Annotated in this window: 14 protein-coding genes and 1 riboswitch; of the genes, 2 read left to right on the top strand and 12 right to left on the bottom strand. The window is 69.1% G+C overall.

Going from position 1 to position 16225, the window contains the following annotated elements; all coding sequences use genetic code 11:
- Nucleotides 1–431 precede the first annotated feature (431 nt).
- Nucleotides 432–1778, top strand: coding sequence for a CoA transferase (locus tag AB0P11_RS10475; RefSeq protein ID WP_363521761.1), 1347 nt, complete (start codon nucleotides 432–434; stop codon nucleotides 1776–1778).
- Here AB0P11_RS10475 and AB0P11_RS10470 read toward each other — a convergent pair.
- From AB0P11_RS10470 to AB0P11_RS10455, 4 genes are all read right to left on the bottom strand, one after another.
- Nucleotides 1763–2560, bottom strand: coding sequence for a DUF4184 family protein (locus tag AB0P11_RS10470; RefSeq protein WP_363521758.1), 798 nt, complete (start codon nucleotides 2558–2560; stop codon nucleotides 1763–1765). The two genes, AB0P11_RS10475 and AB0P11_RS10470, sit on opposite strands and share 16 nt — an antisense overlap.
- Before the next feature lie 94 nt (nucleotides 2561–2654).
- Nucleotides 2655–3956: a tyrosine--tRNA ligase gene (gene tyrS, locus AB0P11_RS10465; RefSeq protein ID WP_082586687.1), complete on the bottom strand. Its 1302-nt coding sequence runs from the start codon at nucleotides 3954–3956 to the stop codon at nucleotides 2655–2657.
- Nucleotides 3957–4008: 52 nt separating this feature from the next.
- The gene (locus tag AB0P11_RS10460) at nucleotides 4009–4857 is read right to left on the bottom strand and encodes a hypothetical protein (protein ID WP_363521755.1); all 849 of its coding nucleotides are present in this window, start codon (nucleotides 4855–4857) and stop codon (nucleotides 4009–4011) included.
- Entirely contained in the window at nucleotides 4854–5498 is a 645-nt protein-coding gene (locus tag AB0P11_RS10455) for a SatD family protein (RefSeq protein ID WP_053096866.1), read from the bottom strand. The genes AB0P11_RS10460 and AB0P11_RS10455 overlap by 4 nt, the downstream gene beginning before the upstream one ends.
- 59 nt (nucleotides 5499–5557) lie before the next feature.
- Here AB0P11_RS10455 and AB0P11_RS10450 point away from each other — a divergent pair, with 59 nt between their 5' ends.
- On the top strand, nucleotides 5558–6157 hold the full coding sequence (locus AB0P11_RS10450; RefSeq protein WP_053096868.1) for a DUF1349 domain-containing protein: 600 nt from the start codon (nucleotides 5558–5560) through the stop codon (nucleotides 6155–6157).
- Between the two features lie 50 nt (nucleotides 6158–6207).
- Here the strand turns inward: AB0P11_RS10450 and argH are convergent, their stop codons facing one another.
- The 8 genes from argH to thiM form a co-directional block, all read right to left on the bottom strand.
- Nucleotides 6208–7638 (bottom strand): argininosuccinate lyase, encoded by a 1431-nt coding sequence (argH, locus tag AB0P11_RS10445; protein WP_056280181.1) that lies wholly within the window; start codon nucleotides 7636–7638, stop codon nucleotides 6208–6210.
- Complete coding sequence (gene argF, locus AB0P11_RS10440) at nucleotides 7638–8567, bottom strand: ornithine carbamoyltransferase (protein WP_056280178.1); 930 nt, start codon at nucleotides 8565–8567, stop codon at nucleotides 7638–7640. The genes argH and argF overlap by 1 nt, the downstream gene beginning before the upstream one ends.
- Nucleotides 8564–9775: an acetylornithine transaminase gene (locus tag AB0P11_RS10435; protein ID WP_053096873.1), complete on the bottom strand. Its 1212-nt coding sequence runs from the start codon at nucleotides 9773–9775 to the stop codon at nucleotides 8564–8566. Before AB0P11_RS10435 ends, argF begins: the two co-directional genes overlap by 4 nt.
- Nucleotides 9772–10689, bottom strand: a complete 918-nt coding sequence (argB, locus tag AB0P11_RS10430) for an acetylglutamate kinase (protein ID WP_053096875.1) — start codon at nucleotides 10687–10689, stop codon at nucleotides 9772–9774. The genes AB0P11_RS10435 and argB overlap by 4 nt, the downstream gene beginning before the upstream one ends.
- The gene (gene argJ, locus AB0P11_RS10425) at nucleotides 10686–11843 is read right to left on the bottom strand and encodes a bifunctional glutamate N-acetyltransferase/amino-acid acetyltransferase ArgJ (protein WP_363521748.1); all 1158 of its coding nucleotides are present in this window, start codon (nucleotides 11841–11843) and stop codon (nucleotides 10686–10688) included. Before argJ ends, argB begins: the two co-directional genes overlap by 4 nt.
- Entirely contained in the window at nucleotides 11840–12892 is a 1053-nt protein-coding gene (gene argC, locus AB0P11_RS10420; RefSeq protein WP_363521745.1) for an N-acetyl-gamma-glutamyl-phosphate reductase, read from the bottom strand. The genes argJ and argC overlap by 4 nt, the downstream gene beginning before the upstream one ends.
- 244 nt (nucleotides 12893–13136) lie before the next feature.
- Nucleotides 13137–15287, bottom strand: a complete 2151-nt coding sequence (gene thiD / locus AB0P11_RS10415; protein WP_363521742.1) for a bifunctional hydroxymethylpyrimidine kinase/phosphomethylpyrimidine kinase — start codon at nucleotides 15285–15287, stop codon at nucleotides 13137–13139.
- Entirely contained in the window at nucleotides 15284–16132 is an 849-nt protein-coding gene (gene thiM, locus AB0P11_RS10410; RefSeq protein WP_187250405.1) for a hydroxyethylthiazole kinase, read from the bottom strand. Before thiM ends, thiD begins: the two co-directional genes overlap by 4 nt.
- Nucleotides 16123–16216: riboswitch (TPP riboswitch) on the bottom strand. Its footprint overlaps the gene before it by 10 nt.
- Nucleotides 16217–16225 lie beyond the last annotated feature (9 nt).

Raw genomic sequence — 16225 nt, 5'->3', positions numbered from 1 at the left:
CATTTGACAAGTGCACGCTGTTGAGTTCTCAAGGATCGGATGCTCCCACGACCCAGTCATCACAACCAGGCCCGAAGGGCAACTTCTCTATCTTAGCCATCCCGTCCCGCTTGTCAAATCAGCGCGCCGCGCGGATCTTGGATCCGCTGCGCAGCTCTTGACAGCCGCAGATGGGGTGGATCTCCCATCCTAGACGCAGGCGTCTGTTCTCACAAGTGAGTGGATCGGGAGGTGGTTCTCCGCTTGAGGGGGGTGAAGCTCTCGGCTCCTCCGCTTCCCTGTGGGGCGAACAAGTAATAAGCTACGTGGGTTCTGGGGTTCTGGCAAATCGGGCCACCACCCCCGGGCGTGTCGCCGCACCAGGTGGCAACACTTTTCCCAGTCCAGCGCCGGTATTCCGCCGAGATCACCGCCACGAGTACGATCGCAGCGTGACCCAGCTGCCGAATCGCGCCCCCTCCGCTGCTCTGTTGGACCGCGTGTGGTCCGCCCTCGGGCTCGCGCCGGTGGAGGTCGATTCCGGCGCCCCCTTCGTTCACGCCGTGCCTCTCGAGTCGCGCCTCGCGACGGCGGATCTGGCCTGGGCGAGCGTTCGGGCCGTGTGTCTGGCGGCCGGCGTCGACTCCCTCCCCGACCCCGATCGCATCGCCGTCGCGTACCGGAGCGATCGGGTGCTCACCGTCGACGGACGCGCCCCCGATGTCTGGTCCCCGTACTCGGGATTCTTCCGGGCGTCCGACGGGTGGATCCGCACCCATGGCAACTACCCCCACCACGCGATGCGCCTTCTGACCGGTCTCGGGCTCGGAATCGACGCAGCGGGCGAAGACGTCCGAGCGGCCATCCTGACTCAGTCGGCCGCCGACGCTGTCGATCGGATCGTCGATGCGGGCGGACTCGCCGTGCCCGTGCTGCCGGAGAACCCCATCCACGACGCTCAGCTGCGGTCCGCTCCCCTGCTCCAGGTCGATCGGATGCCCTCCCCGAGCGGCGAGGAGCCGCGCCGGCGAGACGGCGACGATCGTCGTGCACCACTCACCGGCACCCGCGTGCTCGATCTCACCCGGGTGATCGCCGGTCCCGTCTGCACCCGCACGCTCGCACTGCTGGGAGCAGACGTGCTGCGCGTCGATCCCCCGCAGCTGCCCGAGCCCGAGTGGCAGCACTTCGACACCGGTCACGGGAAGCGATCGACGCTGCTCGACGCCGGAACCGAGCGTTTCGACCAGCTGCTCGCCGAGGCTGACGTCGTCGCCCTCGGGTACCGACCGGCAGCCCTCGCGCGACTCGGCCTCTCCGCATCCGCCCTGATCGAGCGGCACCCGAGTCTGGTGATCGCGGAGCTCAGTGCGTGGGGCGACGACCACCCCTCTCGCGCAGGGTTCGACAGTCTGGTGCAAGCGGAGTCCGGGATCGCCATGATCGAGACGCCGGACGGCGACCGCCCGGGGGTCCTCCCCGCGCAGGCCCTCGATCACAGTGCCGGGTACCTGCTCGCAGCCTCGATCATCTCGCTGCTCGAGCGGCGCCGTCGAGAAGGTGGTGGCTGGGTGGTGCGCACGTCGCTGCGTCGAATGGCCGCCGAGCTTCTCGGGATGCCACGGTCCTCGGGATCGCGATCGGTACCGACGTCGGAGCGGGAACGGGTGCTGGACCTCGCCGCCCACACCGCGACGTTCGACGTCGCAGGGCAGACGATCACCACGGCGCGATCGGCGCTTCCCGGCCTCGAGCTCGCCGCCCCCCATCGCTGGGGATCCGATCAGCCGCGCTGGTGAATGCGTCGGAACACCGGCAGCGACAGACAGAGCACGAGAGTGAGCACACCCCACAGGGCGCACGCCGGCGGCAGCATCCGGTAGGCCAGATGCTGGTAGGTGAACTCCTCGGTGAACGGCCCGTAGCCGGCGTAGCCGAGGGCCCACGCCGTGATCAGCACCACGGGAAGTGACAGCCACCAGCCGATTCGGACGCCCGACGGCAGCACGCGATCCACTCGTTCGCGGGGAACAGCGCGGTTCACCCGGAGAATCCCCCAGATACCGATCACGAGCAGGCCGATCACGCTCGAGCCGTACTGCAGCCACTTGTATCCGATGAACGGCCCCCACACATCGTCGAGCGCGGGAAGCACATCGACGCCCCAACGCCCCTCGTGCGTGAAGAGATCCCAGACGATGTGCGACAGCACTCCCAGCACCAGCGATGCCGCGAGCATCGCCGGGTACAGCCGATCTCGAGCACCGACGCCGACGGCGGCTCGGGCCGCGTCGACGCCGGACTGCGACCAGTCGACAGGAACCCGGCGAGCCAGCCAGAGCGGAGAGAGCTCACCGACGGCCGGGCGCAGCACGACGCGCCACAGCAGGAACAGCACGAAAGCGACCAGCGCGGTCCACACGACGTTGCCGAATGAGTGGGTGAACGAGTACGGCAGGCCGACCCCGCGGATGAACAGCGGAAGGTCGGGCGTCATGGCGCCGATCGCGATCGCAGCGGGCACGAGCGGCGTGCGGATGAACGGGAGGGCGACCACTGCATGACTCGGCGTGAACGGCATCGGCAGGCTCCTGTCGAGTGTGAACGGTGGAAGCGTGACGGCGGCCGTCCGAGGACTCTCAGACGACCGCCGTCAGGCGATCAGGGTCGGATGTTCACGCGAGGAAGACACCTGCGAGGGTCTTCTTGCCGCGCCGGAGCACAGAAACCCCACCGGGCAGAGATCCCTTGACGGTGGCTGCATCGTCTTCGACACGCGATCCGTCGAGCGACACTCCGCCCTGGCTGATCGCGCGTCGCGCTTCGGACGAGCTGGAGACCAATCCCGTGGCGACGAGCGCATCGACCACCGACGACCCGGAATCGACCGTCGCGTTCGGCAGCTCTTCGAGCGCCGTGCGCAAGGTCGACGCGTCGAGGGCAGTCAGGTCGCCCTGTCCGAACAGGGCCTCGGATGCCGCGATCACCGCAGCGGCCGCATCGATGCCGTGCACGGTGGCGACGACCTCGAGCGCGAGACGCTTCTGTGCGGCGCGACGGAAGGGCTCGGACTCGACCAGCGCCTCGTACTCCTCGATCTCGGCGCGGGTGAGGAAGGTGAAGACCTTCAGCCTGCCGATCACGTCGGCGTCCGCGGTGCTCAGCCAGAACTGGTACATCCGGTACGGACTGCACATCTCGGGGTCGAGCCAGATGGCGTTCCCCTCGCTCTTGCCGAACTTGGTCCCGTCGCTGTTCGTGATCAGCGGTGTGCCGATCGCGTGCGCCGACGCACCCTCGGCACGACGGATGAGGTCGGTGCCGCTGGTCAGGTTCCCCCATTGGTCGGAGCCGCCGGTCTGCAGGACGCAGTCGTACTGACGGTAGAGCTCGAGGAAGTCCATCCCCTGCAGGATCTGGTAGCTGAACTCCGTGTAGCTGATGCCCTCGTCGGAGTTCAGTCGCGCGGCGACCGCATCCTTCTTGAGCATGGTCCCGACGCGGTAGTGCTTGCCGATCTCCCGCAGGAAGTCGATCGCCGACAGCGGCGCCGTCCAATCGAGATTGTTGACGATGCGGGCGGCGTTCTCGCCCTCGAAGCTCAGGTAGCGCTCGACCTGCGTCCGCAGGCGTCCCACCCACTCCTCGACGGTCTCGCGAGTGTTGAGCGTGCGCTCGGCCGTGGGGCGCGGGTCGCCGATCAGACCGGTGGAGCCGCCGACGAGACCGAGCGGCTTGTGGCCGGCGAGCTGGATGCGACGCAACGTCAGCAGCTGCACCAGGTTGCCCAGATGCAGGCTGGGAGCAGTCGGATCGAAGCCGCAGTAATACGTGATCGGGTCCCCGGCGAGAAGGGCGCGCAGCGCCTCCTGGTCAGTGGACACGTGGACGAGGCCGCGCCACAGCAGTTCGTCCCACACGTTCTCGAACGTGGGGTCGATCGCCGGCGGGGCGGTCGTCAGAGCGGAATTCGACACGCGCCCCAGGCTATCAGCGGTGAGGGTCGGTGAATCGCCGGGCCGCCGTGGATCAGGTGTGCGCCGCCCACCACACGAGGAACGCCGCGCCCAACCCGATGACCCAGCTGACGAGACTGCCGACGAGGAAGTACTCGGCCCTGGCACCTGTCTCACCGTCGCGGGAGATCTCAGGGAAGCGCACGATCCCCTTCGCCGCCAGCATCGCGGCGAGGATCGGATACGCCGCAGCCAGGGTGAGCAGCATCACCAGGACGCGCTCGAGCGGGCCGATCAGTCGACCGCCCTTGAATCCCGCGCGCGGGTCGCGCAGAGCCGTGGCTTCATCCGGTCGGCCGGGCTTGTCCGCCATCTTGGCGTCGGTCGACTCCCTGCCGCCGATCGCGTCGCCGGGCGTGGTGGCCTCGGGCGCCGCAGGTTCCGCGTCGACCTCGTCGCGCATCGCCGATCGACGCAGTTCAGCCGGTCGCCAGGTGTGCTCACCGTCGAGCGCCGCGCGCACCACGAGGTTCGCCGACTCCAGGAGGAAGACCCCGGTGCCGAGCGTCAGGATCGCAAGATCGAACGGGACGTCGCCGAACGGTGAACGGAGGTTCCACACGGTGCCGATCAGGCCGGCATCAGTGCGCGCCCCCAGCCATACGACCGATCCGATGCTCACGAGACCGAGCAGCACCGCGGGCCAGAACCCGAGCGGTGCGCGGCGCTCCGACGGCATGCACCATACCCAGAGCGCTCCGACCACGAGCCCTGCGAGCATGGGCAGCAGCGCGTCGCTCACGCTGCCGAGCAGCAGGAACATCACGGCCACCGTCAGGTACCCGGCCCATCGATGCGGAGCGAACTGGCGGACGAGATCGGCGGATCCGACCGCGAGCAGGATGAATCCGGCGACGATCATGCACTCGCTCCCCTCAGCGCGACCGCACCTTCGATGAGTGCGGCGCTGCCGGCGTTGCGCAACGACTTCGAGACGCTGGGCTGCGAGATGCCCTCTTCGGCGGCGAGGTCGTGCTGCGATCTGCCGACCATCCGTCCGTAGGTGAGGCGGCGCTCGCGCTCGTTCATGGCGCCGACCAGCTCGTCACGGACGAGGAGGTAGGCGTTCGATGCTGCGATCACGCTCTCCATGACCTCATCCTGCCCCGGGGCTCCGACAATCCAGATCCGGGTGCGCGGCACGGTGCGTGCCTCTCTCGCGTGGACGGTCTCGATCGCCGCGCGCGCCGCATACCACCCCGGCCCGTCGGCGAGCTCGCCGTGGACGGAGTCGACGGTGCGCACCTCGCCGATCCCGATGCCGAAACGGAAGGCGATGCCGTCGGGAAGAGCGAGCTGGATCATGAGAAGCGACACCAGAGCGTCTTCGAGCCGAAGATAGACACCCTGCTGCTCATCCCCCACCGTGGGGGTGAGCGGGTGATGTGCCAGAGGCAGGTCGGCCTCCACCCGAGCGATCGTGTCATCGAGCACGCGCTGCGCCGCCGTGCGATCGTCGAGCTTGCGCGATCCCACGATGTCGGCGAGTACGGCGATGACCATGTGATAACCGTATCACGAATAACTGTCATTTATGCCCTATTAGGTTATATGCTCGGAACATGCCTGAATCAGACATCATCCGGTGGGACGAAGGTTCCTGGACCCACTCACCCGCCGCACTCACCACGATCTCCGCCGACGGGGTCGAGCACCTGGACGTGACCGCCGCGGAAGGCAGCGACGCCTGGCGACACACGGCGTACGGATTCGTGCACGACACCGAGCACGCGCTGCTGGCTCCCCTGGCCGTGGGCGAGGCGATGGACGTCTCATTCCGCGCGCCATGGGACGGCCAGTTCGACCAGGCAGGAGTCTTCGTGCGCATCGACGACGAGCACTGGATCAAAGCGGGCATCGAGTACGCCGACGAGCACCTCGGACTCGGCGCCGTCGTCACCGACATCCGCTCCGACTGGTCCGTCGGATACGTCGACGACTGGCACGGCCGAGAGATCACCGTCCGCGTGAGCCGGTGGCCGGACGCGGTGATCGTGCGCGCACGCGCGGACGACGAGGACTGGCGACTGGTTCGCGTCGCTCCGTTCACCGGCGACGCCGCTGCATCCGCCGGCCCGTTCCTCGCCGGTCCGACGCGCGCGGGACTCGTCGTGCGCTTCACCCGGTGGACGAGGTCGACCGCCGACGTCGCGCTGCACTGAGGTGCCCCGCCGGTCGCCGCACATCGCGTCGACCGGCGGTGCACAACCGACTACAGGCCCAGGGCGTGCGCCGCAGCCTGGGCTCTGGCGACGAGCTCGGCACGCTGCTCGGCGACTCGGACGGGAGCCGTTCCCCCGGCTCCGGCGCGCGATGCCACGGAACCCTCGATCGTGAGAACCTCACGCACCTCGGGGACCAGATGCGGAGAGACCGAGAGCAGCAGCTCGTCGGAAGCGTCCTCGAGACCGATCCCCTGTTCTTCGCAGGCCCGCACGAGCGCGCCCGAGATCTCGTGCGCGTCGCGGAACGGCACCCGGCGCTTCACGAGCCACTCGGCGACATCGGTCGCGAGCGAGAATCCCTGGGGGGCGAGTGCCGCCATCCGCTCGGTGTCGAAGCGCAGCGTCGCGATCATGCCGGCGAACGCGGGAAGGACGACCTCGAGGGTCTGGACCGAATCGAAGACCGGCTCCTTGTCCTCCTGCAGGTCGCGGTTATAGGCCAACGGGAGGCCCTTGAGCGTCGCCATGAGCCCCGACAGATTGCCGATCAGGCGCCCCGACTTTCCGCGAGCGAGCTCCGCGATGTCGGGGTTCTTCTTCTGCGGCATGATGCTCGACCCCGTCGAGTACCCGTCGTGCAGCGTGACGAAGCCGAACTCACGTGTGTTCCAGAGGATGATCTCCTCGCTCAGACGCGAGATGTCGACACCCGTCATCGCCGCGATGAAGGCGAACTCGGCGACGACGTCGCGTGCCGCGGTGCCGTCGAGCGAGTTCTCCGCCGGTCGATCGAGTCCGAGTTCCGATGCGACCAGCGCAGGATCGAGTCCGAGGGTCGAGCCCGCGAGCGCTCCCCCGCCATACGGCGAGACGCCTGCGCGACGACGCCAGTCGACGAGACGCTCGAGCTCGCGCACGAGCGGCCAGCCATGGGCCTGGAGGTGGTGCGCGAGGAGCACCGGCTGCGCGTGCTGCAGATGCGTGCGGCCGGGGAGGATCGCGTCGGGGTGGGCCTCGGCCTGCGCGACGAGCGCGTCGATGACACGGAGGATGTCGCGCGCGATCACTCGAGCGTGATCGATCAGGTACATGCGCACGAGAGTGGCGATCTGATCGTTGCGGCTGCGTCCGGCACGCAGGCGTCCGCCCAGTTCGGGACCGAGCTCGGCGATCAGCGCCTGCTCGAGCGCACCGTGCACGTCCTCATCGGAGGGGACGGGCTGCAGCGTGCCGTCGGCGACCTTGCGCGCCACGGCATCGAGCCCCTCATGCATCCTGGCCGCCTCAGCAGGTTCGAGGTAGCCGGCAGCCGCGAGCGCCGTCGCGTGCGCATGCGAGCCCGCGATGTCGTACGGGGCGAGGATCCAGTCGAAATGCGTCGATCTGCTGAGCTCGACGAGCTCGGGCGACGGCCCGCTCGCGAAGCGGGCGCCCCACAGTGCGCCTTCGTTCGTGCCTTCGTTCTTCGAGTCGACCATTACGCGTCCTTCTTGCCGAGCAGCCAGACGAGCAGGGCCTTCTGCGCGTGGAGACGGTTCTCGGCCTCATCCCAGACGACGCTCTGCGGTCCGTCGATGACCTCGGAGTCCACCTCGTAGCCGCGGTCGGCGGGAAGGCAGTGGATGAAGATGGCCTCGGAATCGGCGATCTCCATCGTCTCGGGGGTCACCTTGTAGCCGCCGAGATCGCGGATGCGCGCGAGCTTCTCCTCCTCCTTGCCCATCGACACCCAGGTGTCGGTGACCACGACGTCGGCGCCGGCCGCAGCCTCGACCGCATCCGTGAACAGCGTGATCGAGCCGCCGGTCTCCGCAGCCCGGCGGTCGGCCGCCTCGACGACGTCGGCGCGCGGGGCGTACTCCGCAGGTGACGCGATGCGCACATGCATGCCGGCAGTGACACCGGCCAGTGCGTAGGAGTGCGCCATGTTGCTCTGCCCGTCGCCGAAGAACGTCAGGGTCAGCCCCTTGAGCTCGCCCTTGTGCTCTCGGATCGTGAGCAGGTCGGCGAGCAGCTGGCACGGGTGGAAGTCGTCCGAGAGGGCGTTGACGACTGGCACCGTGGTGCCGGCGGCCATCTCCTCGAGCCCCGCCTGCGCATAGGTGCGCCAGACGATCGCCGCGACCTGGCGCTCGAGAACCCGCGCGGTGTCGGACGGCGTCTCCTTGCCGCCGAGCTGGCTGCTCGCGGTCGAGATGATCAGCGGCGTGCCGCCGAGGTCGGCGATGCCCACCGCGAAGGAGACGCGGGTGCGGGTGGACGACTTGTCGAAGATCACCGCGACCGTCTGGGGACCGGCGAGAGCCTTGTTCGCCCAGCGGTCCTTCTTCAGCTCGATGGCGAGATCGAGGATCTCCGCCTGCTCGGCGGGGGTCAGATCGTCGTCACGCAGCAGGTGGCGGGTCATGCGAGGGCCTTTCCGGATTCGGCGAGGGATGTCTGTACGTCAGCGAGCGAATCGGCGAAGAGCTTGCGGAACTCGGCGAGTTCAGCGTCTCCGATCGTGAGAGCCGGGGCGATGCGCACCGTCTCGGGGTTGGCGGCGTTCACGATGAGGCCGCGCTCCTGAGCGGCGGCGACCACGTCGTTCGCGACGGGGGCGCCGAGTGCCACTCCGATGAGGAGCCCTCGGCCACGCACTCCTGTGACGAGGGGCGAGTCGATGTCCGCGATGATCTGTCGGATCTCCTCGCCGCGACGCGCAGCGTTCTCGACGAGTCCGGCGTTCTCGATCTCGGTGAGCACGGCGTCGGCCACGGCGGTGGCCAGCGGGTTGCCGCCGAACGTCGATCCGTGCGAACCCGGCGTGAAGAGCGAGCTCGCCGCACCGTAGGTGACGAGAGCGCCGATCGGGAAGCCTCCGCCGATGCCCTTCGCGAGCGTGATCGCGTCAGGAGTGATGCCCTCGTGGCTGAAGCCGAACCAGGCCCCCGTGCGTCCGGCACCCGTCTGGATCTCGTCGACGATCAGCAGCGCCCCGTGCTTCAGCGTGAGCGAACGGGCGGCCTGCAGATAGCCGTCCGGAAGCTCGACCACGCCGGCCTCGCCCTGGATCGGCTCCACGATGACGGCGGCGACCCGGTCATCGATCGCGGCTTCCAGAGCCTCGACGGTCGCCGGGATGTGCTCCACTCCTCCGGGCATCGGCTCGAACGGCGCGCGCATCGCGGCCTTGGCCGTCAGCGCGAGTGACCCCATGGTGCGCCCGTGGAATCCGTTCTCGAGCGCGAGGATGCGCGGCTTGTCCGTTCCCCCGTGGAGTCGGGCGAGCTTGAACGCCGCTTCGTTCGCCTCGGCGCCGGAGTTCGAGAAGAACACGCGGCCGTCGATCCCGGCGCCCGCGAGGCGCTTCAGCCGTGCGGCGAGCGCGAGCTGCCAGGGCGTCGCGAAGTAGTTCGACACGTGCGCGAGAGTCGCGGCCTGTCTCGACACGGCCTCGACGAACACCGGGTGCGCGTGACCGAGCGAAGTCACCGCGATGCCGGCGAGAAAGTCGAGGTGGCGCTTGCCCTCGGAGTCCCAGAGGTAGGACCCCTCGCCTCGTGTCAGCATCGCCAGGCGCGGGCCCGCGTTGAGGACCAGATCGCTCGCTGCGTCATCCTGCCAGTTGCTCATGCGTTCATCCCTGCGCTTCCCAAGACCACTTCAGTTCCGATTCCCTTGCTGGTGAAGAGTTCGACGAGCACCGAGTGCGGCACGCGTCCGTCGATGATCGCGGCGGCATCAACGCCGCCTTCGATCGCATCCAGGCAGGCCTTCATCTTCGGGATCATGCCGGATTCGAGTGTCGGCAGCATCTCGATGAGAGCCTCCGAGGTGAGGTGCGACACGAGCGAGTCGCGGTTGGGCCAGTCGGCATAGAGCCCCGGCACGTCGGTGAGGATGACGAGCTTGCGAGCGTTGAGCGCCACGGCGAGGGCTGCCGCCGCGGCATCCGCGTTCACGTTGAGCGACTGACCGGGGTGATCGAGGTCGGGCGCGATGCTCGAGACGACGGGCACGCGTCCCGCCGCGAGGTGATCGAGCACGGGCGTCGGGTCGACCTCCACGACGTCGCCGACGCGTCCGAGGTCGATCTCCTCGCCGTCGATCACGACACCGCGACGACGACCGCCGAACAGGCCGGCGTCCTCCCCGCTCAGCCCGGTGGCGATCGGACCGTGCGAGTTGATCTTCGAGACGAGCTGCGGGTTCACCTGGCCGGTGAGGACCATGCGCACGACGCTGATCGCCTCGGTGTTGGTGACCCGGTAGCCGCCCTTGAACTCGCTCGGGATCTCGAGTCGCTGGAGCATGTCGGAGATCTGCGGTCCGCCGCCGTGCACGACGACCGGCAGCACGCCGACGTAGCGCAGGTACGCGATGTCCTGTGCGAACGCCTCCTGCAGCTCGTCGGAGACCATCGCATTGCCGCCGTACTTGACGACGACGATCTGGTCGCGGAACTTCTTCAGCCACGGGAGCGACTCGATGAGCGTCGCGGCCTTCACGGCGGCGACGTCCGGGGTGGTGTCCTGAATGTCGGTCATGAGGCGTAGGCGCTGTTCTCGTGCACGTAATCGTGGGTGAGGTCGTTCGTGAGGATCGTCGCGGTGGCATCGCCGACCTTGAGATCGATCGCGAGATGCGTGGCACGCGGAGTGAGGTCTACCTCCTCGCGCGGACGGTCGGGGCCGCCCTCGCTGCACACCCGGACGCCGTTCATCCAGACGTCGACGTCGTACGGGTCGAACTGGGCGTTCGTGGTGCCGATCGCTGCGAGCACCCGCCCCCAGTTGGGGTCGTTGCCGAAGATGGCGGCCTTGAAGAGATTGTTGCGCGCGACGGAGCGGCCGACCTCGACCGCCTCCGCCTCGGTCGCGGCGTGCTGCACCTCGATGGTGATGTCGTGGCTGGCCCCCTCGGCATCGCCCTGCAGCTTGACCGCGAGCTCCTGGCACAGCTCTGCCAGCGCGGCGGAGAAGTCCTTGAGGTCGGGCACCACCTCGGAAGCGCCGTTCGCGAGCAGTGTGACCTGATCGTTGGTCGACATGCATCCGTCCGAATCGAGGCGGTCGAACGTCGTGCCGGTGGCGAATCGCAGCGCCGCATCCGCCTCGAGAGGCTCGAGCACGGCATCCGTCGTGATGACGACGAGCATCGTGGCGAGCCCGGGAGCGAGCATGCCCGCTCCCTTGGCCATGCCGCCGATGGTCCAGCCGTCTCGGCTGACCACGGCGGTCTTCGACACGCTGTCGGTGGTCATGATGGCCTCGGCCGCGACATCGCCGCCGTCTGTCGACAGCTCGGCGATCGCCTGTTCGGTGCCCGAGAGGACCTTCGCGCGGAAGACCTCGTCTCCGACTCCGATGAGGCCGGTCGAGCACACGAGCACGTCGCCGGCGCCGACGCCGAGCAGCTCGGCCGCCTTCTCTGCGGTCTGGTGCGTCGTTTGGAAGCCGAAGCTGCCGGTGAAGCAGTTCGCGCCTCCGGAGTTCAGCACGACGGCCTCGACCACGCGATCGGCGACGGCCTGCTGCGACCAGATGATGGGGTTCGCCTTGGCGCGGTTGCTGGTGAACACGGCCGCACCGACCTTGCGCGGGCCGCGATTGACCACGACGGCGACATCGGGCTTTCCGGTCGATTTGAGACCTGCGGCGACTCCGGCCGCTTCGAATCCTGCGGGGGCGGTGACGCTCACGGCGCGACTCCGTTCACTGAGAGGGCGCGGGACTCGGGCAGCCCCAGCGCGAGGTTCATGGATTGGACGGCAGCGCCGGCGGTGCCCTTGACGAGGTTGTCGACCGCGGTGACCACCGTCACGCGGTTCGCCGCGCGATCGATCGCGAGACCGATCAGGGCGGTGTTCGCACCGAGGACATCGGCCGTGCGCGGGAACTGACCGGCGGGCAGCAACTGCACGAAGGTCTCGTCGCCGTAGGCGTCCTCCCAGGCGGCGCGGATCTCCGCATCGCTGACATCGCCGACGATCGGCGCGGTCGAGGTGGCGAGGATGCCCCGCGACATCGGAACCAGCACAGGCGTGAACGAGATGCGGATGCCGTCGGCTGGGGAGCCGGATGCCGCGGCGAGCGCCTGGCGGATCTCCGGGATGTGCCGGTGCGTGCCCCCGACCGCGTAGGGATTGGCTGTGCCGAGGATCTCGCCGGCGAGCAGGTTGGTCTTGAGGCTCTTCCCCGCTCCGGACGGGCCGACGGCGAGCACCGAGACGATGTCCCCCGCGTCGATCACCCCTGCGGCGACCCCGGGGGCCAGGCTCAGGCTCACGGTCGAGGCGTTGCAGCCGGGAGCGGCGATGCGCTTCGCCTCGCGCAGCCTCTCGCGCTGCTTGACACCGCCGACGAGCAGCTCGGGAACGCCGTAGGCCCACGGTTCGTGGAAGTCGCCGCCGTAGAACGCGTCCCAGGAATCCTGCGACGTCAGTCGGTGGTCCGCTCCTGCGTCGATCACGAGCGGCGTGTCGCCGAGCGCGTCGGTGTATTGCCCGGACTGCCCGTGCGGCAGAGCGAGGAAGACGATGTCGTGCCCGGCGAGCGTCTCGGGCGTGGTGTCCTGCAGTGTGAGGTGTGCGAGCGACCGCAGGTGCGGCTGATGCTGCACGAGCGGCTGACCGGCGTTCGAGTGCGCCGTCACCGTGCGGATCTCGATGTCGGGATGAGACGCGAGGAGGCGCAGGATCTCGCCGCCCGCGTAGCCGGATGCGCCGGAGACGGCGACGGAGTACGTCATTCTTCTACCTTAACGGTCGGACCCCTCGGCGAACGCGGGGTGCAGTGTCGGGAACCGGGGCGGCGACACCGGCACTCGACCGCCGTGCGTACGCAGGCAGAAGCGCAGGGTCGCCTAAAGTCGGCGGCCGCTGCGGCGTCGGCGCACGGCGATGACGCTCGGAACGAGCGTCAGAGGAGCGGTGGCGGCCGAAGGCATGCCGCGACGATAGCGCGCTCGTCGCGGCATGCGCAAATCGGGTCCGTCATCCGCCGGACGCGTGGAGTGCCGGCGCCGCGAAGAAGGCGAGTTCGTGCGCGCTGGAGACCTCGAAGGCGCGGAGCATCCGTCGCCGCCCCGCGGCATCCGACTCCGTCGCCGCATGCATCACATGGTCGATCGCCTGCTCCGTCGCCTTCTCGAACGCGGGATCGGCATACGTCGCGAGCCACGATGCGTAGGGATGCTGCGGGTCTCGGGCGTACGCGTCGAACTCCCCCGCGTGCAGGCGGGTTCCGAGATCGGTGTACAGCCAGAAGCACGGCAGCACGGCCGCGATGAGCTCGGCGTAGTCGCCGCCGAAGGCCACGGAGCGCAGGTGGTCGAGGTACGCGACGGTCGCAGGCGCCGGATCGGCGGCGAAGGTCGCCGCTTCCACTCCCGCGCCCGGGGCCAGCCACGATGCATGGAGCTCGAGCTCTCCGGTGATCGCCCCCTGCGCCGACTGAGCCCAGAACGCCTGCTCGTGCGGTGTGGGCGCGATCCGCGCGGCCGCTGCGAGCACTCGGGCGTACTCCCGGAGATACAGCGCATCCTGTCGGAGGTAGAAGAGGAACCGCTCGCGGTCGAGAGTCCCGTCGGCCAGAGCGCGGATGAAGGACAGCTCGTCGATGTCGGCCCGCACGTGCGCGATCCGGTCCCACCACCGATCGCGGAGGTCGGCACGCGCGGGTGCGGCCTCGAGTCCCCCTCGTCGCCAGAGGCCGCCGAAGTGGTTCACCGGTCCGTGACCGCTGCCGATGTCGAGCGCATCGCTCTGCCTCAGCGATTCCCGCAGCCAGGTCCTCGCCGATTCCACCGCGTCGACAGGGGACTCCCCTCCGGCGAGGCGGGTGGCGAGGGCCGACGACAGCGAGCATCCGGTGCCGTGCGTGTTGTGTGTCATGATGCGCGACCCGGGATAGCCGTGTCTGACGCCTCCGGCGACATCGATCAACGCGTCCGGAACGTCGTCGCCGTCGAGGTGCCCTCCCTTGACGAGCACCGCCCCGCCGATGCGGGCGGAGAGCTCGGCCCCGGCCTCGAGCGCGTCGTCCCACCCCGTGATCGGACGATCGGAGAGCGCGGCGAGCTCGGCGAGGTTGGGCGTCACGACATGAGCGCGCTCGAGGAGCCCGCGGAGTGCGCGCTCGGCATCCTCATCGAGCAGGCGATCACCGCTGGTCGCGACCATGACCGGGTCGAGCACGACGATCGGCGGACGGACGGCGTCGAGCCAGGCGGCGACGGTGGCGATCACCTCCGTGTTCGCCAGCATCCCGATCTTCACCGCGTCGATGACGATGTCGTCCGAGATGGCATCGAGCTGCTGCCGGAGGAACTCGGCAGGAGGCACGTGCACCGCTCGGACTCCCCTGGTGTTCTGCGCCGTGAGCGCCGTGACAGCCGCCATGCCATAGCCCCCGTTCGCGGCGATCGACTTGAGATCGGCCTGGATCCCCGCCCCGCCCGACGGGTCGCTCCCCGCGATGCTGAGCACGCGAGGTGTGCCCGAAGCCCTCCATCGGCTGAGGAATGCCCGGGCCGTCCTCGTCGGATCGACGGCGGCGCAGATGGCGGAGACGACGGCGAGCCCCGCCGCACCCGCATCCCGAAGGCGCTCGATGTCGTCGATTCCCACGCCGCCGATGGCGACGCATGGCAGTGCGGTCCTCGCGGCGAGCGCACCGAAGCCGTCGATTCCCAGGGCCGGCGGGTGATCCGGCTTGGTGGCGGTGGGACGGATCACGCCGACGCCGAGATAGTCGACCGTTCCCGCCGGCAGCGCGGCCACGGCGTCGAGATGCTCCGACGTGTTCGCCGTCAACCCGATGATCGCCTCGGGTCCCAGCCGCTCGCGTGCCCGCAGCACCGATACGTCGCCCTGGCCGAGGTGCACGCCGTCGACCCGCGCTCCCCTGGCGCGAGCGATCAGCGCCGCCTCGACGCGGTCGTTCACCACGAGCAGTGCACGGCCGTCGATCACCCGAGAGAGCTCGATCAACTGATCGGCGGTCTCGGCATCCGTCGCGCCCTTGTCGCGCAGCTGGACGATGCGCACGCCCCCGTCGACGGCGAGTCGCACCGTCTCCGCGACGCCCCGCGCGCCGCAGAGGGTGGGATCCGTGACGAGATAGAGGGAGAGGTCCGCGATCACAGCGCGTGCTCCTGCACACGCGCGGCGACGGCGAGGTCCTCCGGCTGCACGGCGGCGAGCGCGTCGAGCAGTGCGACGGCGAAGCTGCCGGGGCCCGGGGCCCGCGCCGCGGCGCGCTCGGCGGCGATCGTGTACACGAGGCTCGCCGCCGAGACGGCGGTGAGCGGATCCGCAGCGGTCGAGCGCGCCGCACCGAGGAACGCCGCCATGACGGCGCCCAGCGCGCATCCGCCGCCGGTGACACGGGTGAGCAGTTCATGACCGTTCGCGATGCGGAGCAATCGTGCTCCATCCGTCACCAGGTCGACCGGTCCCGACACCGCGACCACCGCGCCGTGCCGCGAAGCGAGTGCGAGTGCCGCTTCGGCCGCGGCATCGGTCGTGTCCGTCGCATCGACGCCGCGCCCCCCAGCGCTGAGCCCCGCGAGGGCGAGGATCTCCGAGGCGTTCCCCCTGATCGCCGTGGGGCGTGCGTCGGCCAGCTCGTGCGCGAGTGCCGTGCGCACCGGCAGCGCGCCGATCGCGACGGGATCCAGCACCCACGGAGTACCTGCGGCGAGGGCTCCTGCCGCGGCTTCACGGCTCGCCGCACGCTGCTCCGGAGTCGGCGTACCGAGGTTGATCAGCACCCCGGAGGCCACCCCGGCGAACATCCCCGCCTCACCGACGATGTCGACCATCGCCGGCGCCGCGCCGAGGGCGAGCAGCACGTTCGCGGTGAAGCCCGTGACGACGCTGTTGGTGATGCAATGGGTCAAGGGTGGGCTGTCGCGCAGCCCTGTCAGGAGCTCAGCCGCCGAGGTGGCCAAGGTCGATTCGGAATCAGGACGCAGACGATCGCTCAACGCGACATCCCTTCGCTAGTACGAACTAGATCAGGTTCGACGGGTCTGTTCTCAGCCGCGGATGCGGCACCCCGTGTCACTGATCGCAGTCTA

This window comes from Microbacterium sp. NPDC079176 (assembly GCF_040686675.1).
In the GTDB taxonomy this organism is placed as follows: domain Bacteria; phylum Actinomycetota; class Actinomycetes; order Actinomycetales; family Microbacteriaceae; genus Microbacterium.
The sequence above is the reverse complement of the archived record's forward strand: the minus strand, read 5'-3'. Positions and strand labels throughout refer to the sequence as shown.